The following is an 18,660-nucleotide window of genomic DNA, read 5'->3' on the forward strand; positions in this document are numbered from 1 at the left end:
TCAGACTCCGGCACCGGTGAGATTCTGCAGCTGCATGATCGGCAGCAGAATCGAGAGGATGATGATCGCCACGATACCACCCATGAGGATGATGATCAGCGGCTCCAGCATGGAGAGCGCCGCAGCGGTAAAGCTGTCGAACTCGCGCTCCAGATATTCGGCGGCGCGCTCCAGCATCAGGTCGAGCTGACCGGCGCTTTCGCCGCTGGCCGCGAGATAGACGAGCAGCGGTGGGAATACATCGGCACGGCGCATCGCAGCGGACAGGCTGCCGCCGCCGCGCACCGACTCCACGATCTCGCTCGTCGCGGCCCGTAACACGCGGTTGTGGATGGTCGGCACGGTGAGCGAGAGGCCTTCCATCACCGGCAGGCGGCTCTGCACCATCGTTGCCAGCGTGCGGGCCATGCGCGCGGCGTGGAGATCGCGCAGCAGCCGGCCGACGAACGGCACGCCAAGCAGCATCGCATCGGCACGCAGGCGCACATCCTCATTCTTGAGAGCCCGCCAGCCGATCAGGCCGAGCGCGACCAACAGGATGAGGATCGCCCACCACCAGCTTGCCAGCATGTTCGAGATGCCCATCACGATGCGGGTGAGCAGCGGCAGTTGCTGGCCGAGCGTATCGAACTGTTCCACCACCAGCGGGACGACGAAGATCATCAGCGAGATGATGACGATCACCGCGAACGCCGCGAGAACGGTGGGATAAGCCAGCGCCGTCAGCAGCTTGGAGCGCATCACGGCCTGCCGTTCCAGCAAGACCGCCAGCCGCTCGGTCAGCATCGGAAGACTGCCGGAGCGCTCCCCCGCTGCGATCATCGCGCGATAGAGGCCGGGGAAGCTGCGCGGGTCCATGCCCATCGCCTCTCCCAGCGTGCGCCCCTCGACCACGCCCTGATGGACCCGCGAGACGATCTCGCGCACATGGGACTTCTCGCTCTGCCGGGTGATCGTGCGCAGCGCTTCTTCCAGCGGCGAGACCTGCGCCAGCGTGGAGAGCTGACGCGTGAACAAGGTGAGGTCCTTGTTTGAGAGCCGATTGCGCTCAAAGCTCAGCAGGCTGCGCGCCGGCCGGGCCTTGCCTTCGGCCTTGGTGCCCGAGGAACCCCGCCCCTCGCCGATGCGCACCACGAACAACTTCTTGGCCGCCAGCGCGCTGCGCGCATCGGTAGCGGTTTCCGCGCGGATCAGCCCGCGCTTCTCCCGCCCGGCCCCATCGATAACGACATAGTCGAACTCAGGCATGGCCGCTCTCGGGCATCACGACTTCAGGCATCGACCGCTTCGTGCCGCGAGATGCGGATCGCTTCTTCCGCGCTCGTCTCGCCGCTGAGCACCAGCGCCCGGGCGGCGGAAATCAGATTGGGGGCATTGAGATAGGCGTGGCGGGCAATGCGCGATTCATCGCCGCCCTCGTTGATCATCCGGCGGATCGTCTCATCGACGCGAATGGCCTCGAACACGCCGATCCGGCCCTTATAGCCGCTGTTGCCGCACTGGTCGCAGCCGCGCGGGCGATAGATCAGCGTGCCCTCATCGATGCCGAGCAGCGCGCTGACCGACTTGTCCGCCGGGACCTGCTCGCGACAATGCGGGCACAGCCGCCGCACCAGCCGCTGGGCGATAACCGCGCGCAAGGTGGAGGCGAGCAGGAACGGCTCCACCTTCATGTCGCGCATCCGGGTAATGGCGCCCACGGCATCATTGGTGTGGACGGTCGAGAGCACGAGGTGGCCTGTGAGCGAGGCTTGCACGGCGATTTCCGCCGTCTCCCGGTCGCGAATTTCGCCGACCATCACCACATCGGGGTCCTGGCGCAGAATGGCGCGCAGACCGGCGGCGAAGGTCAGGCCGACCTTGGCATTAACCTGCGTCTGGCCGACACCCTCGATGGCATATTCCACCGGATCTTCCACCGTCAGGATGTTGCGGCTGCCGTCATTCAGCTGGCGCAGGCCGGCATAGAGCGTGGTCGTCTTGCCGCTGCCGGTCGGGCCGGTGACGAGAATGATGCCGTTCGGCTCCTCCAGCGCGCGACGGAAGACGCCATCGGCCGTGCCGGTCAGCCCGAGCACATCGAGCGAAATGCCGGCGTTCTCCTTGTCGAGGATACGCATGACGACGCGCTCGCCCGCCCGGCTGGGCAAGGTCGAGACGCGCACGTCCAGCAGCTTGCCGCCCAGCGTGAGGCCGATGCGGCCATCCTGCGGCACGCGCCGCTCGGCAATGTCCAGCCGCGCCATCACCTTGATTCGGCTGACGACGACCGGCGCGACATGCGGCGGCATCCGCAGCGTCTCGGTCAGCACGCCATCCATGCGCATCCGCACGACGAGGCCTGTCTCATAAGGCTCGATATGGATATCGCTGACGCCCTGCCGGGCCGCTTCGGCGAGAATGCCGTTGATCAGGCGGATCGCCGGGGCATCGTCGCCGCTGTCGAGCAGATCCTCGGCGGTCGGCAGGTCGCCGGCGATGAAATCGAGATCGTCCCCGCCCATCGCAAGCGAGCCGGCCATCGCCGCTGCCGAGCCTTCCATGGCGTAATGGTTGGAGAGATGCTTGTCGAAATCCTGCTGGCTGACGATCGAGACATCGAAGCTGCGGGCAAGATGCCGCCGCACCTCCACCAGCACGCGCGGATCGGCGCCCTCCCGCATCGCGACGGCAAGGCGGGGTTGCGCGGCATCCGCATCGGCCTTGTCCGCCACTAGCACCACGCCATGCTTGCGCGCGAAGGCATAGGGAATATCGACCGGCAAGGTCTCGTGAACCAGCGGTGCGGGTTCGTCAGATGCCTGCACCGGCACAGCGGGTTCATCCAGTGCCGGCACCGGCAAGGGCGCGCCTTCGGCCTGAGCGGGGCGCTCGGGCTCGCTCATGGCACGTCCGTCGTCTTGACTGCGCCGGGCCGCACGACCTGCTGGGAGCGCACCTCCTGCCCGGTTGTGATCCGCCCGTCGACCACCTGATCGCCGGGCTTGGGCTCGGCGACCGGCGGCGTCGTGCCCAGATATTCGCGCACGAGCTGATCGATGGACGGCTCGACATCCGGGTTGGCGAGCATCTGCTGGCCGCGAATATAGCCATAGCGCTGGGCGGTCATCTTGCGCGCATCGGCGCGACTGCCGAGGATCGTCGGGCGGATGAAGACCATGAGGTTGGTCTTGGCCTTCGCCCGGCTGCGCGACTTGAACAGCTCACCGATCAGGGGAATGTCCCCCAGCAGCGGGATCTTCTCGATCGTCCGGCGCTCATTCTCGTCGAGCAGGCCGCCAATGGCGAGGATATCGCCATTATCGACCAGAACCGTCGTCTCGAACTCGCGCTTGTTGATGATGAGATCGCTGCTGTTGTTGGAGACCGGCCCGGCGACGCTGCTGACCTCCTGCTTGATGAACAGCTTGATCGTGCCTTCGGAGCTGATCTGCGGCGTCACGTCGAGCATGATGCCGACATTCTGCCGCTGCACGGTGCGGAACTTGTTATCGAAATTGGGGCTGAGCGCCTCGCCCGTCGCAACCGGCACTTCCTGCCCGACGAGCATCTTGGCCTGCTGGTTATCGAGCGTGGTGATGTGCGGCGTCGAGAGGATGTTGCTCTCGGTATCCGACTGGACGGCGTTGATGATCGCGCCGAACACGCCGTTGCTGCCCAGTTCCGTCGCGATGCCGCCAAAGCCGCCGCGCGCCGCCGCCAGCGAATCGACGGCCGCGCTCTGGAGCTGATTGGCAAGTCCGCTATTCTCGGTCGTGGTCGTCGTGGTGCGCGTGCCATCGGGCGCCACCACCACTGTTTCCGTCTGGCTCAGATTTCTGGCGGCAAGCGCGCCGGCCAGCGTCAGGATGTTCGGGCTGGCATTGGAATAGTTCGTCGCGGCAAAGCCGGTCGACGTGCTGCCGACCAGGAACTGCACGCCGAGCTGCCGCGCAGCATTGTCGCCGATCTCGACGATGATCGCTTCGACCAGCACCTGATCGCGGCGGGTATCGAGCTGGCGGATCACTTCGCCGAGCATCCGCTGCGTATCGCCATTGGCCGCGACGATCACCGCATTGGCGCCCTCATAGCGCGTCACGACCGCGGGGCCGCGCCCGATGCCGCCCCCGCTCGAACTGCTCGCCGGTGTGGCGGCGGGGGCTGCGGGTGCGCTGCCTGCCCCGGCGGGCGCGCTGGGCGCATTCGAAGCGGCCGGCGTCTCCGACACCACCCCGGCCTGACCCAGCAACTGCTGCAGCACCGGCAACATCTTGTCGGCATCGGCATGTTGCAGCCAGTAGACGCGAATTTCCGTGCCGGAAGCCGCACGCCCGTCGATATCCCGCACCATCGCGGCGAGGCGCTGCACGGTCGTCGCGTCGCCGCGCAGGGCGATGCTGTTGGAACTGTCGATCGCGACGATGGTCGCGCGGGACGGCGCGCCCTCCTCGCCCGCAAGCAGCCCTTGCAGCGACGTCGCGATCTCGCGCGCGCCGGCATTTTTCAGCGTGATGAGCTGCGTGGTCGATCCGTCCGTATCCACCTGCGCGAGCACCTGCCGGATGCGCCGGATGTTATCGGCATAATCCGCGACAACGATAGAGCGGCCGGAGCGGTTGGCGGTGATCGAGCCATCGCGGCTCACCAGCGGGCGGAGCGTTTCCAGCGCCGATTGCGCGTCGATGGAGCGCAGGCGGATGACTTCCGTCACGAACTGGTTGCTGTTAGCGGCCCGGCCCACCTGCCCCGGCTGGCCCGCCGCGCCCTCGACCGGCTGGATGCGGAAGGCGCCGCCCGCCGCTGGCACGGCGACCAGCCCGTTGGCGCGCAGCGTCGAGAGGAAGATCTCGAAATATTCCGAGCGCGACAGCGGCCGATCCGTCACGACTGAAACCTTGCCCTGCACCCGATTGTCGATGATGAAGGTGCGCCCGGTCACCCGCGCCGCATCCTGAATGAAGGCGCGCACATCGGCATCCCGCACATTCAGCGTCAATTGGCCGACCGCCGGCACGGCGAGCAGCAGCGCGATCATAGCGCTGCCGGCGAAACGGCGGAATTTGGGAAGCAGGGTCATTGGCGTTCCGGAAGATTGAGTGAGATGGGCACGGTGGAGGCACCGCGCTCGACCATGAGGGACAGGCGCGCACCGGGCCGGAGCGCCGCCTGCAACTGGGAGATGTCGCCCATGGATGTGACCGGCCGCCCGTTGATCTGCACGATGATATCGCCGGGCCGGAAGCCGACCTGCGACAGTGCGCCGCTATCGCTGCCGGCGTTGAGGACGATGCCTGTGACTTTCCCGTCCTGATTGCGCGGCGCCATGTTAACCGCCTTCATCACCGAGTCGGGCGTCAACGCCGCGGCAGGCGCCTGCGGGCCGGCGCCGGTCGTCATCTCCGGCGGCATGGCAGGGCCGCCCTCGGCCGGCGGCGCGGGCACCACGGGCGCGTCGCCACCGGACTGATCGATGTAGAGCGTCTCCCCTACACCGCCGCGCTCGATGACGACATGATCGAACTGCACGGCCTTGAGGATGATGCCCGGGGCGATCTGATCGCCCACGGCATAGCTGGCCTGCTCGCCCGCCTCATTGGCGATGATCGCCGAGCCCTGGCCCGACGCCTCGTTGAGACGGATGCCGAACAGGCGGAACGGCAGGGACGTGACTTGCTGCACGCCACCCCCCGCGCTCGCGCCGTTGCGGAAGAACGGATCGAAGCCGGCGAACAGGGCGCTCCGCGCATCGGCGGAGACGAGCACGGGCTCGCGCGCGCGCCAGTCGCCGAACAGGCCGACCGGCGTGCCGAGCGCCCAGAGCAGCCGGGCGATCTGAATGATGAGGACGACGAGCAGCACAGCCTCGATCCATTGACCGAGGCTGGAAGAACCGGCGGGCCGGCCCTGTCGCGCGCGCCGAATGAGATCGGTCCACCGCATCCTAGATTTGATGCCCTCCAGCAAAGCAAGCGCTGCCTATGCGCGGTGTATGACTGATCCGTTTCACCATGGTTACCAAAAAATGACAACCGGCGCTGAGATGCGCCGAATGGCCGGTCGGACGCCGTCTACCCCACAAAAATAATCGCCGTGGAGCGGTTGATCCGGCTCCGCTCCCGTTGCTAGACGCACCGTTCAGCCATGTCGATGCTCGACGCACCTCTTCTTGCCGGTCAGCCGGGCATTCAGCGCCTCCCTCGGCGCGACCTCACGCTGTTCGTGAGGAAGGGTTTTCTCGATTCGGACGAATGCGCCGGGCTGATCGATCGCATCGAAGCCAACCGCCGGCCTTCCACAATCGCCGATGATCTCGGCTATGAAGCCTTCCGCACCAGCGAGACCTGCGATCTGGAGGATAGCGACCCCTTCGTCGCCGCGATCAACGCCAAGCTCGCGGCCTATAGCGGCATCGATCCCGCGCAGGGCGAGCAGCTGCAGGGGCAGCGCTACGCCGTGGGTCAGGAATTCAAGGCGCATACCGATTATTTCGAGCCGGGCGGCATGGATTTTGAGCGCTACTGCGGTCGCTCGGGCAATCGCACCTGGACGTTGATGGTCTATCTCAACCAGCCCGCCGCCGGCGGCGCCACGCGCTTCACCCAGGTGGACAAGATGATCCAGCCGGAAACCGGCAAGCTGGTCGCCTGGAACAATCGCCTGCCGGACGGGACAATGAACCCGGCCACCATCCATCACGGCATGAAGGTGCGCTCGGGCGTCAAATACATCATCACGAAATGGTATCGCGAGCGCATCTGGGCGGGGTAAGCCAAGAAGTCGCGATGGCCAGAATGTTCGACACAATGAAAGCGCCCGACCTACCCTTGGCCGGGCGCTTTCTGACTCTTGAGTGCGGCTTCTCGCAGTCGATCAGAACTTCAATGATGCTGAAAGACTGAAGGTCGTGCCAATATTGTAGAAATTATAGTAGACGCGCCGGTCGCCCAATTCCTGATATTCGCGATACTTGTTGTACAGGATGTTGCGGACCTCTGCCTTGAGGTCGACCTCGCGGCTTCCGATCAACACGCCCTCTCTCCAGACGAAGTCCAAATTAAAGCCAGGATGCTCGAACACATCCGGCTGATCGCCAGACACGCCCCGGCTGGTCACCCGCTTGCTGGCGTAGGAGAGGATGAATGTCTGTTGCGACAACCGGTCCGTATTCTCCATGCCGAGCTGGAAATTGACGATGTGATCGGACTGTCCGGTCAGCGAGGAACCGTCCTTGAAATAGGCAGTTGCAGCAGTCACGACGCCGTTGGCCCCAATGGTGGTATCGCCGCTCGCAACCTTCAGCTTGGACTTGGTGTAAGTGTAGTTCGCAATCGTCACCAGACGGCGGGCCGCGAACATATCGCCAGCAAACCAGTCGGACATGTTGAAATATTTCTGCACGTCAACTTCAACACCGTACAGACTTGCCTTCGGCGCATTGGCGAAGAAAGTCGACGCGCTGTTTCCGGATGAGTCGAGCGATAGATACGCCTCGATCGGCCGATCGATCGTCTTGTAGAACCCGGCGACGGACAGCCGCTGGTCGCGATCGAAATACCATTCGTACCGGCCCTCGAAGTTGGTCAGTTTACTGTCCGTGAGGAATGGATTGCCCGTATAGGTCCGGTTGGTTTCGGGGTCGAAATAAGGCTGAAGCACCAGCTCGCGGAACTGGGGCCGTGCGATGGTCTTGGAGGCATTGAAGCGCAGCTGCATGGCCGGCTGGAACTCCCAGGTCACCGTTCCGGCGGGCAGCCAGTAGTCATTCTTCAGGGCAGTGCGGAACACCGAAGCGTCCGAGAGGAAGACCTGAATACGCTGGGTGCGCTGGAACGCCCTTTCATAGCGGACGCCAGCATCGACGGTGAGACCCGGTATCAACTGCCAGTTGATCTTGCCGTAACCGGCGTGATTCTTGAGGCGAGCGCTCCAAGCCGGGTTCGGCTCGACCTCGTTCGCTTCGATGCCATAGGGATTGATCGCACCGCCCGGTCCGACGGCATTGATGACGCCCGGCGAAAACAGGATATCGGGCCGCAATAGCAGAACACCCGTCGGCGTTGAATTGTCAGCGTTCAACTGGAATTCGCGGCGGACAGTGGTACGGCGCGTCACCTGATAATAATAGCCGGCGCCCAGACTGATGTCCGGGGTAAGCTTGTAGGTGACGTCACCCCCTGCTGCCCACAAATCCTCATTCAGGTCCGAGAAGGCAACGCGTGGGCGATTACCCACATTGCCGGTCAGGCTGATCTGATAGAGGTTGCCGTAGGGATCCTCACTGTTACCCGTCCGAAAATACTCGAAACTCGTCTCGGCCGGCGCTTCGCGCTGAGAATTGGCGTAACTGGCACGCAGATCAACGCTGAGCCCATCGAACGGCTTGAACTCTCCGACCAACTGCGTGTCGATGAGCTGACGCTCGTACCAGGCGGTGTCCTGCACCTGGAATGTGGCCCCCTGGGACCGGGTGCCGATTCCGATGCGCGTGCTTTTCAGCGTGTCGCGAATGTAAAGTGCGGTCGTCCGAATCTTGTTGTCGCCAAATTCCAGGCCAACACCCAAAAGGCCGTTTGCGACGCTGCGATCCGTCGTCGTCACCCGCTCAAAATTCGAGTTCAGGAACCCAAGATCGTCCTGGCTCGAGAACTGCTGGATGGCGTCGCGGGTCTGCCACTTGTTGCTGAACCCGGCAGTGGCGATCAAGCCGAGCGCTGCGTCGCTGCCCAGCTCGAACGATGTGCCCGCGGACAGGCTGCCCGAGAAGTTGGGCGGAATTGTGCCGTCGCGCTGTGCGATCGACAGGCTTGGCGTCACCAGCGATCCAGCGAGGGTCCTGTTCTGTTCATTGGTGATCTGACTAGTCGTGAGACCGGTCGCATAATAAGCCGCAAGACCCGCCGGCGTGTTGCGCGTGCCATTGTCGAAGCCCGTCCAGTCGGTCTTCGACCCATAATAGGTGTAACCATTGATGCCGGTCGTTTCCGAATGAAAGCTGCCGCCGATCGTCGCGGTGAGGAAACTCTCCTGCGGCACCACGCTGGTGGTAAGATTGACCACACCGCCGCCAAACTCGCCGGGGAAGTTCACCGAGTAACTCTTCTGGACGAGCGAGGACGAGACAATGTTGGTGGGGAACAGATCGAGGGGAATTGAACGCTTGAGAGGCTCGGGGCTGGGTAGCGGCAGGCCGTTGAGCAAAGCGAGCGAATAGCGGTCGCCAAGCCCGCGCACATACACAAAGCCATTGCCCACAACGCTCAGGCCCGTGACACGGCCCAACGCGCCGGCGATGTTGCCTTCGCCGGTCCGGGCGATGTCCGCTGTCGAAAGAACCGAGACAACGGCCGGCGCAGCCTGCTGAACATTCGCATTGCGACGGCCCGTGACAACAATATCCCCGCCTGGGATGGAAATGTCCGGAGCAGCCTGCTCCTGGCCGTCAGCAGCAGGAGCCGTATTGTCGCTTTCCTGAACCGCCTTGGCTTCCTGAGCGATCGCTGCAGGGGCAACGAACGCCGTGGATAGAAGCAGCAAGACCCCGAACTTGAGCGGCGTCGCCATGAAATATCCCCTAAATATAGTCGGTGTCACGGCGGGGTGCGACGATCAGCGCCGCACCCCGCTCAACAGTGAGGCTTCGGGCAACCGATCAGGTGGTCGGAAGCGAGCTGCAGTTCCGGTTCGTATTGCTCGTATCGTCGAACTGCGCGTAGCTCGAGTTGCACGTCCAGCCCTTGTACCACGTGTCGTTCGCGTCCTTGACGGCGCCGACATAAGTCGTGCTGTCAAAGAAGTCGCGGAAGTCCGTGCTCAGGCCGGCGATCGTCTTGGGATCGGTTCCCGCGACTGCGTTTTCTGCGGCACCGTTGATAAACAGGCTAGTCAGCGACGACGTATAGGCGTCGTTATTGCCGTTGGACCCGGCGCCAAAAGCCAGAGCCACGTCCGCAGCCGTATAGCGGGCGGCGTTCGAGTCAGAGCTCTTGTTGCCCAGGAATTTGGCGCTGTTGCACTGGAGCAGGACCGAATAGGCCTTGAGAGTGGCACGATCCGCCGTCGAGCCTGACCCGTTCAGACGGATACATTCGTTATTCGGCGTCACCATGACGCCGTTGACCAGCGTCGTATCCGAGTTGCCGCGGAACAGCGACGAAGCCAGATCGTTGGCTTCGTTGTTGGTGCTGGATTGCGACTGAAGGGCTGTGAAGTTCGCAACGTACAGCTTCGAGCGCGGTGCGTCGGTCTCTTTGCCATCACTGTCGATCTCGAACAGTGCATCACCCTGGCCCGGACGCTGGATCAGCATGACATGCTGGAAAGCGCCTTGCGCACCCGTGTCCAGATCGAGGCTGTCGTCGTCGGCGCCGGTTGCGATATAGTGCTTGAATTTCACGACACCGCCGAAGAACTCAGCGCCATCGTCCGAACTGTTGTGCGATTGGATGTAATCAAGCTTGGTCCCGCTACCGATGCCTTCGGTCGTGAGCGCCTGCAGTTCGGTGTTTCCGCTGAGGATAAAGCCAGAGAAGCGAATCTGGACATATTTCATGGACCCCGCATTGTAGGTCGGGTCATTGCCGCCAAACCGCGCGGGGTTCACCGAACCCTCGGTGTTGCGCTCGCAATCGACGCCCACGGTGCCGAAGTTGCAGTCGGTGACCGGCGCGCGACCCATCAAGATCACGCCACCCCAGTGACCGATCGATGTGTCGGTTTCCTGACCGAGCACGTTGTCGCGGCTGGTGAAGATGATCGGTGACGTCTGCGTGCCCTCGGCGACCAACTTGTTACCACGGTTGACCGCAAGGAAAGCCGCGCCTTGGCCCATGACAATTACGCCCGGCTGAATGGTCAGTGTAACGTTGGTGTCTGCAATCAGTTGGCCCGACCCGTTAGCGACTGAGCTCTGCAGGCCCAGACCCGCGATCTCGCTTGCGCGACAGCCGACCGTGGTACTTTCGCGGGGCGAGCCAGAACTTGGCGCGGAGAAACCCCCGTCGCAGCCGACATCCACGCGGCCGTTGTTGATGGCCGGGTTAAGATAATAAACGAGACCGGGAATCTTCTCCAACGTCAGGTTGCGGCTGATGACGCCGGGCAGCGAGCAGACGCGCCACGTTCCGGTCGGTCCGGAGATCGTACCCGAGTCAGTCAGCTGAGTGGGATTGTTGATCGTCGGACAGCCGAGCGCCGCGGTGACCGAGTTAGTCGGCGTCGGTATGGGAGTCGGCGTGGGGGTGGGCGTTGGATTGTTGATCACGATACCGCCCGTACCCGGGGATGCGATCTCGCTCGCACCGCAACCGGCGAGCAGCGGCAGGGCCACGCCTGCCAGCATGAAGTTGATTGTCCGATTGATCAGTTTCATCGTCGTCTCCGCTGCCGGATGTTCCGGATTTCGATTGCAGGACGGCCAACGGGAGTAGCGACTCTGTGAAGTCCCCCTTGCGCCCTCGGCGCGGCAGCTAGGCGATGAGTGTGACAGCGGGATGCAATCCCCGCGTCATCCGAGTGACGGATTCATGTCAGTTTTATTGCAGGGACGTAGGGCAGCGGCGGACGCAAGGGTTAGGTCGCGAAGATCGGCCCGGCTTTCGGAAGCGGGATGATGTACGGCATTGGAGCTGCCGGTGGCGGGCTCGCCGTTCCCCTCCATAGAAAAAAGGTGCGCAAGACCCGCGTCCGCGCACCTTTTCGGGATGATGTCCGGCCGGAAGCCGGATCGGCCTCAATGCTGATCGAGGCGCGCCAGCAGGGTGCGGGCGACGGCGTGGCTCGAATAGCTGGCGCCATCGGCCAGATCGAGCTGCTCGGCGGGAAGCGACTGAACGCGCATCAGCGCCTCGCGCGCCTCGGCCTTGCGCTGCGTGCGCGCATAGACCGTCGCGATGTTGATGAGCCGAGCGGGATCCGCAGCATCGGTCATGCTGGCCGGCTGCAGCAAGCGCTCGGCTTCGTCCAGATTTCCGGCAGAAATGGCGGTGGCGGCATAGCTGCCCGTGGCGCCGCCGGTCTGAGCGATCGCGCCTGTGCAGCCCAGTGCCGCGAGCGCGGCGCCTCCTGCAATCAAAATCTTGAAATTCATGACAATTCCTCTCGTATCTTTTGAAATCTGACCGAGAGTATTTCAGTTTTATGACTCGCTATCAATATTCGAACAAAAATTTTTAAGTTAAAAAAATCATAGGGATAGTCATGATTTTTCGTGTGTACGTACGAGATCAGCATTTTGTCATAATTCTGTAATATTCATGATTCTGCGCTTCGCAGCAACGTTCAGGGCGCGAAACGCCAGAGCCGCGAAGCAACGCCCCGCAGAAGTCAGGTCTTCAAAAGCTGTGCGAGAAGGGCTGAGGTGGGGAGCTTCTGTTGCCCGGCGCTCCCCGTGCCGCTGGAATCCGATTCTGTTGCCCGGTTCGGTCCAACCGCGTTCTGTTAGGGTAATGTCAGGCCGTGAGGCCCTCAATTACGCTGCAAGAGCAAGTGCTTCGTTATCGTTGGCACTTATGGGTTTTGAGCCTTGAACGGGTTACTCAGCCCGGGCAAAAACAGCGCTTTTCAACACACGTCGATCCTAGTTCGGCCCCGTCAGGAACAGTTCTTCCTGAAAGGAAGAGCCACTTCTGGTGGAGCCGCCGGGTACCGCCCCCGGGTCCGCTGCGCCTATTACACGCCGCAGTTTATCGCCATAGCCGGACAAGCCGGCAAATCCTCATATAGGGATCAATTCGCGGTTGAGAAGCCCGCAGACGCAAACAGCCCGGCATAATCCCTGTGGACTATGCCGGGCCGGTCGAACCAAACGCTCAGCGAGCGTTTAGATCAATTGGCAATTCACTTGGCCGCGTCGATCGCGTCAGCCTTCTCGTCGCCCATGTTCCGCACGGCATCCGCACGATTTTCAAGACGATCCACGGCGTTTTCCGCGCGGTCTTCAGCAGCGCCGTTCATGTGGTCGCTCGCCTGCTCAAGCTGGTCAGCCTGGTTGTCAATCGCGTCCGCCCGGTTGTCATAGGCATCTTCGACGTTCTGCGCTTCCTTGGAATCGCATGCGGCCAGCGTCAGGGCTACGCCTGCAGCGGCAAGGATCATCATGGGTTTCACGCGTCTGTCTCCTGTTAGGTCCCGCCATCTGTCACGAGACTGCAAACAAAACCCCCGCAGCGACAAAGGTTCCCGGCTCGGCAACCTTTCGTTCACCGCGATGCGACGGACCGATCAGGGCTTCGCCTTCAGAACGTCGCGGATTTCCTTGAGAAGATCGACCTCGGAGGGCCCAGCAGGCGCTGCAACCTCCTCCGCTTTTTTCTTAACGAAGAAGCGGTTGGCCTGCCGCACGATCAGGAAAATGACGAACGCCAGAATGAAGAATTTGATCACCGCCGTGATGAACGAGCCATAAGCGAAGACCGGCACCGCCGCAGCCTTCATGGCCTCCAGCGTCGGTTCGGTCCCGGCGGGGACGGCGGCCAGCGGAACGAAGTAGTTGGAGAAATCCAGCCCGCCGAGCAGCGCGCCGATGACCGGCATGATGAGATCGTCCGTCACCGAACTGACGATAGCGCCGAAGGCCGCGCCGATGATGACGCCCACGGCGAGATCGAGGACGTTGCCCCGTGCGATGAAGGCTTTGAATTCGGTCAGCATCGTGTTTCTCCCCTGCCGTCTGCGGGCTGCTGATGATGGATTTCGATGATGCGGGGCAGCTAAGCCCGTTGCGGGCGGGCAATCAACACCCTATTTAGCGTATCACTCAAGCGATACACCGCCTTATGAGGGGACAGACCGCCATGGCCACGCTTTCATCGCCATTCAAAGCACTGCGCATGTTTCTGCTGCTTGCCTTGCCGCTGGCGCTGGCGGCCTGCGGCATCAATTCGGTGCCCACCGCCGAGGAAAATGCCAAGGCCAAATGGGCTGACGTGCAGGCGGCTTATCAGCGCCGGGCCGATCTTATTCCCAATCTCGTCGCGGTCGCGCGCAATTCCGCGCAGATCGAGCGCGAGACGCTGGAAGGCGTGATCAGTGCCCGCGCGTCCGCGACGCAGGTGCAGGTCACTGCAGATCAACTGAGCGACCCGGCCAAGGTCCAGGCGTTTCAGGCTGCGCAGAACAATGTGAGCGGCGCCCTCTCCCGCCTGCTCGTCACCGTCGAGCGCTATCCCGACCTCAAGAGCCAGGAGCGCTTCGCGGACCTGATGACCCAGCTCGAGGGCACGGAAAACCGCATCAATATCTCGATCCGCGACTATAATCTCGCGGTGCAGGATTATAACACGCGCATCCGCACCTTCCCGGAGATGATCGGCGCCAAGCTGATCCATGGCGCTAAGCCGCTGACGCCCTTCGAGGCCAAGGCCGGTGCTGACACCACGCCGGATGTCGGCGCGATGTTCAACGGCAATTGACCCGTTCCCACCGCCCTGTCGCGCCGGCCATCGTGCCGGCGCTGATGCGCTTCATGCTGCTGCTGGTTGCGCTGCTTGTGCTGCGGCCGGATGCGGCGCTTGCCCAGAGCTTTCCGGCGCTGACGGGGCGGGTGGTGGACGGCGCCGACATTCTCGACCCCGCCACAGAGGCAGCTCTCACCCAGCAATCCGAAACGCTGGAAAAGACCACCGGGCGCCAGCTGGTCGTGGCGACCGTGCCGGACCTCAATGGCTATGAGATCAGCGATTATGGCTATCGGCTTGGCCGCGCCTGGGGCATCGGCGAGAAGGACACCAACAGCGGCGTGTTGTTGCTGGTCGCACCGAACGAGCGCCGGCTGACCATTCAGGTTGGCTACGGCCTGGAGCCGATCCTGACAGACGCACTGTCTGGCCGGATCATCCGCGATGTCATCACGCCGCGCTTTCGCGACGGGGATTTTCCGGGCGGCATCAGCGCGGGCGTCGCCGAGATCGTGCGCATTCTCGAACTGCCGCCCGAAGAACAGCGCAAGCTCGCCTCGGCTGCGGCCGAGCAGGACAAGCGCCAGGCGGGCAAGGGCTTCGGGCCGGCGATCTTCTTCGCGATCTTCATTCTCTTCTTCGTCGTGCTGCCCATTTTCGGGCGGTTGCGCGGCGGCCGGCGCTATCGCGGCGGCATCCACCCCATCATCATCTGGGGGGCGGAAGCGGCCATTCGCAGCGCGCTCAACAGTCGCGACAATGATGGCGGCGGCTGGGGTGGCGGCGGTGGCTGGGGCGGCGGTGGCGGCTTTTCCGGCGGTGGTGGCAGCTTCGGTGGCGGCGGCGCGAGCGGAGGCTGGTGATGGGCAGGCGGATTTCCATGAGCGAGGCCGATCATCGCATCGTCACCGATGCTGTGGCGAAGGCCGAACTGAAGACCGACGCGGAGATCGTGACCATTGTCGCGCGCCGGTCGGATGCTTATCATGATGTCGGGCTGCACTGGTCCTTGCTGTTCATGCTGCTGGTGCCGCTGGTCGCTGCCGCTTTCCCCGCAGCCTATGAGCATGCCTTGATCGGCCTGACCGGCGGCTGGCATCATGAGTTGCCGCGACACCTGCTCTACCTGCTGATGTTCGGGCAGATGTGCCTGCACTTCCTCGTGATGCGCTATCTGCTGGCGATCCCAGCGCTGCGGATGCTGGCGACGCCCGGCGCGACCAAATCGCGGCGGGTGCGGCGGCGCGCTCTGCTGCTGTTCCGTACTTCGGCCGAGGCGCGGACCCGCCGCCTTACGGGCATGTTGCTCTACCTCTCGCTGGATGAGCATCGCGCGGAAATCGTGGCAGACGAAGCCATCGCCTCGCGCGTGTCGCCGGAAGTCTGGGGCGAAGCAATGGCTGCGATGATCGACGAAGTGCGCGCCGGGCGCATCGCGCAAGGCATGGCGCTCGCCATCGAGAAGGCCGGCCTCATCCTTGCCGAACATTGCCCCAAGAGCGCCGACAATCCCAATGAGTTGCCGGATCGGCTGATCGAACTGTGAGCGACGCCACCCCTGAAGACGAGTTCCGCTTCCCCGAGGAAGCCGTGTGGGAGGGCCGGTTCATCACCGCCAAGAGGCGCGGGCGGTGGGAATATGTCTCGCGCGCTCGCGGCATCCGCGCCGCCGTCATCATCGCCATGGATGAGGGCACGGACGGGCGCCATATTCTGCTGGTCGACCAGTTTCGCGTCCCCCTCGGGCGCCGATGTATCGAGCTGCCCGCCGGGCTGGTGGGCGACGAGTCGGCTGGCGAAGAGCCGGGCCTCGCGGCCGCGCGCGAGCTGGAGGAAGAAACCGGCTATCGCGCAGGCCGCGTGGAGGATCTGGGCGAATATTGGAGCTCGCCGGGCATGGTCTCCGAAAGCTTCACCCTGTTCCGCGCCTTCGACCTTGAGAAAGTGGGCGACGGCGGCGGCGTTCCCGGCGAGGACATCCGCGTTCACCGCGTCCCGCTCGCCGGCTTCGCCGACTGGATCGCAGGCCGCCGCGCGGAAGGCTATGCGGTGGACGTAAAGCTACTCACGCTGCTCGGCGGCGCGTTTCTTATGGCGGGAGAGTGATAGCGATGGGCGATCGGAAGATGACGCCGGGCGGGGACAATCCAGAGGCCCGCAACATTGCGCTGCTGATCGACGCAGACAATTCTCGCCCTGACGACCTCGATGCCGTGCTGACCATCCTGGGCGACCTTGGAACGGTCAATGTTCGCCGCGCCTATGGAAACTGGTCCAAGCCCGCGCTCAAAGGCTGGGCGGGGCTCGTGCTTCAGCAGGCCATCGAGCCGCAACAGCAATTCGATCTCACCAAGGGCAAGAATGCCACGGACATGAAGATGACGATCGACGCCATGGACCTGCTCTATGGCGGTCGCGTCGATGGCTTCGGCATCATGTCCAGCGACAGCGATTTCATGCCCATCGCTGTCCGAATCCGCCAGAACGGATTGCCGGTTTATGGCTTTGGCAACGCCAAGGCTCCCGTCGGCTTTCAGAGGGCCTGCACCCGGTTTATCGACCTCGGCGCGCTCGCCGCCAGTGAAGCCGACGAAGTGCCGGTCGAGGCCAAGCCACCCATTGACGAGGAACTGGTAAAGCTGCTCGGAGATGCGTGGAAAGCATCCAAGCGCGATGAGCGCGGCTTTGCCCGCCTTTCCGAGCTTGGGCAGCGGGCTGCCAATCGGTCGTCCTTCGATGCGCGCAGCTACGGCTTTTCCCGCCTTTCCGAGCTGATCGCCTCCTTGCCCAATTTCGTCACCGAGCAGCGCGAGGATGGCGCTGTTTTCGTGCGGCGCGTGCGCTGAATTTCCAACAGGCCAGAAGCTCGCTACACCCCGCCGCCATGTCACGAGTCGCCATCAAGATTTGCGGGGTCAAGACCGCCGAGGCTATCGATGCGGCCGTGCGTGGCGGCGCGAGCCATGTCGGCCTTAATTATTTCCCGCCCAGTCCGCGTTATCTCGCGCCCGATCGGGTGAGCCTCATCGCCGCGCGGGTGCCGGCCCATGTGAAGCGGGTGGGTGTTCTCGTCGATCCGAGCGATGATCTGATCGATACACTGGTCGCTGCCGGCGGCATGGAGATCGCCCAGTTGCATGGCCGCGAGACGCCGGAACGGGCTGCGGCCATCCGCCAGCGCACCGGGCTGCAGGTCTGGAAAGTCATCTCCGTGAAGACCGCCGCCGATCTCGCCACTGGTGCGGCTTATGCGGGCGCGGCCGATTTCCTGCTCTACGATGCCAAGACGCCGGACGGTGCGGCTCTGCCCGGCGGCATGGGCCTGCGTTTTGATTGGCGCCTCCTCGCCGGCCATCGCCCGCCGCTGCGCTGGGGCCTCTCTGGCGGCCTGGATGCGGAGAATGTCGCCGATGCCATTCGCCTGACTGGCGCGCCGCTGGTGGATGTCTCTTCCGGCATCGAGAGCGCGCCGGGCGTCAAGGATGTGGCCAAGATCGCCAACTTTTGCCGTGCGGCGCAGGCTAGCTGATTGGGGCGCCCTGGCGGTTCGCGGACGCTGTGCGGGATCGAATGCACGTGATTGCGGTTGAGCTTTCATGCCGATGACGACCAACCCCGAATGGCTTCACCTTGCGCTCTACGCGGGCGGTGCGGCGCTGATCCTCATTCTGATCTTCAAAATCCCCTATGTGGGACGGGCTCTGCGCGCCCTGTTTTCGTTCGCCTTGCTGGCGTTTGCCTTGTTCGTGCTGTTTCAGCAGGCGCCATTCGACCCGTCCCTGTCCCGCTTCAGCAGCCGGCTGGGCGTCGACTCTCAGCAAGTCGTGGGCGACGAGGTGCGCATCCGGATGTCGCCCGACGGCCATTTCTGGGCGACGGCGCAAATCAATGGCGTCGACCGGCGGATGCTCATCGATAGCGGCGCCACCGTCACAGCGCTGTCCACGGGGACGGCAGACCTGGCAGGCGTGCCCCGGGGAGCCAGCCTGCTGCCGGTCGTGCTCCAGACAGCGAACGGGACGGTGCAGGCGGAAACCGGCACCGTCGAGCGCCTCGCGATCGGCCCGCTGACGGCCCAAAACCTCAAGGTCGTGATCTCGCCCGCGCTGGGCGACATGGACGTGCTGGGGATGAACTTTCTCTCCCAACTGGCCTCCTGGCGCGTGGAGGAGCGAACCCTGATCCTCGTGCCCGCCCCGCCGACCTGATGGATCAGGACCGAGGGCAAAGCGGGCGCCGCTCGCCAGACTGCCCCAAAGGCCAGCCGCCGAATGCGTCAATGCGG

At 63.6% G+C, this 18,660-nt stretch carries 17 protein-coding genes and 1 other RNA gene; 8 read left to right on the forward strand and 10 right to left on the reverse strand.

What is annotated here, in order from left to right:
* The 4 genes from gspF to M2341_RS12650 are packed head-to-tail and all read right to left on the reverse strand — an operon-like array spanning position 1 to position 5,922.
* On the reverse strand, positions 1 to 1,248 hold the full coding sequence (gspF, locus tag M2341_RS12635) for a type II secretion system inner membrane protein GspF (protein ID WP_264585479.1): 1,248 nt from the start codon (positions 1,246 to 1,248) through the stop codon (positions 1 to 3).
* A 23-nt stretch (positions 1,249 to 1,271) separates the two neighbouring features.
* A complete protein-coding gene (gene gspE / locus M2341_RS12640; RefSeq protein ID WP_264585480.1) occupies positions 1,272 to 2,885 on the reverse strand; it encodes a type II secretion system ATPase GspE in 1,614 nt (537 codons plus the stop codon).
* Complete coding sequence (gspD, locus tag M2341_RS12645) at positions 2,882 to 5,059, reverse strand: type II secretion system secretin GspD (protein WP_264585481.1); 2,178 nt, start codon at positions 5,057 to 5,059, stop codon at positions 2,882 to 2,884. Before gspD ends, gspE begins: the two co-directional genes overlap by 4 nt.
* Entirely contained in the window at positions 5,056 to 5,922 is an 867-nt protein-coding gene (locus M2341_RS12650) for a type II secretion system protein N (RefSeq protein ID WP_264585482.1), read from the reverse strand. The genes gspD and M2341_RS12650 overlap by 4 nt, the downstream gene beginning before the upstream one ends.
* Before the next feature lie 201 nt (positions 5,923 to 6,123).
* Here M2341_RS12650 and M2341_RS12655 point away from each other — a divergent pair, with 201 nt between their 5' ends.
* Positions 6,124 to 6,750, forward strand: coding sequence for a prolyl hydroxylase family protein (locus M2341_RS12655; RefSeq protein WP_264585483.1), 627 nt, complete (start codon positions 6,124 to 6,126; stop codon positions 6,748 to 6,750).
* Positions 6,751 to 6,852: 102 nt separating this feature from the next.
* Here M2341_RS12655 and M2341_RS12660 read toward each other — a convergent pair whose 3' ends face one another.
* The 6 genes from M2341_RS12660 to mscL form a co-directional block, all read right to left on the reverse strand.
* Positions 6,853 to 9,543: a TonB-dependent receptor domain-containing protein gene (locus M2341_RS12660; protein ID WP_264585484.1), complete on the reverse strand. Its 2,691-nt coding sequence runs from the start codon at positions 9,541 to 9,543 to the stop codon at positions 6,853 to 6,855.
* An 88-nt stretch (positions 9,544 to 9,631) separates the two neighbouring features.
* Positions 9,632 to 11,350, reverse strand: coding sequence for a hypothetical protein (locus M2341_RS12665; RefSeq protein WP_264585485.1), 1,719 nt, complete (start codon positions 11,348 to 11,350; stop codon positions 9,632 to 9,634).
* A gap of 360 nt (positions 11,351 to 11,710) precedes the next feature.
* A complete protein-coding gene (locus tag M2341_RS12670) occupies positions 11,711 to 12,067 on the reverse strand; it encodes a tetratricopeptide repeat protein (RefSeq protein ID WP_181560245.1) in 357 nt (118 codons plus the stop codon).
* A 269-nt stretch (positions 12,068 to 12,336) separates the two neighbouring features.
* Positions 12,337 to 12,727: a transfer-messenger RNA gene (gene ssrA, locus M2341_RS12675) on the reverse strand.
* Between the two features lie 89 nt (positions 12,728 to 12,816).
* A complete protein-coding gene (locus tag M2341_RS12680) occupies positions 12,817 to 13,077 on the reverse strand; it encodes a hypothetical protein (protein ID WP_264572283.1) in 261 nt (86 codons plus the stop codon).
* 123 nt (positions 13,078 to 13,200) lie between these two features.
* On the reverse strand, positions 13,201 to 13,629 hold the full coding sequence (gene mscL, locus M2341_RS12685; RefSeq protein ID WP_181560246.1) for a large conductance mechanosensitive channel protein MscL: 429 nt from the start codon (positions 13,627 to 13,629) through the stop codon (positions 13,201 to 13,203).
* 143 nt (positions 13,630 to 13,772) lie between these two features.
* Between mscL and M2341_RS12690 the strand changes: the two genes are divergently transcribed.
* From M2341_RS12690 to M2341_RS12720, 7 genes are all read left to right on the forward strand, one after another.
* Positions 13,773 to 14,390, forward strand: coding sequence for a LemA family protein (locus M2341_RS12690; RefSeq protein WP_181560247.1), 618 nt, complete (start codon positions 13,773 to 13,775; stop codon positions 14,388 to 14,390).
* A gap of 41 nt (positions 14,391 to 14,431) precedes the next feature.
* Positions 14,432 to 15,238, forward strand: coding sequence for a TPM domain-containing protein (locus tag M2341_RS12695; protein WP_264586043.1), 807 nt, complete (start codon positions 14,432 to 14,434; stop codon positions 15,236 to 15,238).
* A gap of 17 nt (positions 15,239 to 15,255) precedes the next feature.
* Positions 15,256 to 15,921: a TPM domain-containing protein gene (locus M2341_RS12700; RefSeq protein WP_264585486.1), complete on the forward strand. Its 666-nt coding sequence runs from the start codon at positions 15,256 to 15,258 to the stop codon at positions 15,919 to 15,921.
* Positions 15,918 to 16,481 (forward strand): NUDIX hydrolase, encoded by a 564-nt coding sequence (locus M2341_RS12705; protein ID WP_264585487.1) that lies wholly within the window; start codon positions 15,918 to 15,920, stop codon positions 16,479 to 16,481. The genes M2341_RS12700 and M2341_RS12705 overlap by 4 nt, the downstream gene beginning before the upstream one ends.
* Before the next feature lie 5 nt (positions 16,482 to 16,486).
* Positions 16,487 to 17,221: an NYN domain-containing protein gene (locus M2341_RS12710; RefSeq protein WP_264585488.1), complete on the forward strand. Its 735-nt coding sequence runs from the start codon at positions 16,487 to 16,489 to the stop codon at positions 17,219 to 17,221.
* Between the two features lie 38 nt (positions 17,222 to 17,259).
* Positions 17,260 to 17,904, forward strand: coding sequence for a phosphoribosylanthranilate isomerase (locus tag M2341_RS12715; protein WP_264570920.1), 645 nt, complete (start codon positions 17,260 to 17,262; stop codon positions 17,902 to 17,904).
* Positions 17,905 to 17,971: 67 nt separating this feature from the next.
* The gene (locus tag M2341_RS12720; protein WP_264585489.1) at positions 17,972 to 18,583 is read left to right on the forward strand and encodes a TIGR02281 family clan AA aspartic protease; all 612 of its coding nucleotides are present in this window, start codon (positions 17,972 to 17,974) and stop codon (positions 18,581 to 18,583) included.
* The last annotated feature ends 77 nt before the right edge of the window (positions 18,584 to 18,660 follow it).

The sequence above is a fragment of the Sphingobium sp. B7D2B genome, from assembly GCF_025961895.1.
Lineage (GTDB): Bacteria > Pseudomonadota > Alphaproteobacteria > Sphingomonadales > Sphingomonadaceae > Sphingobium.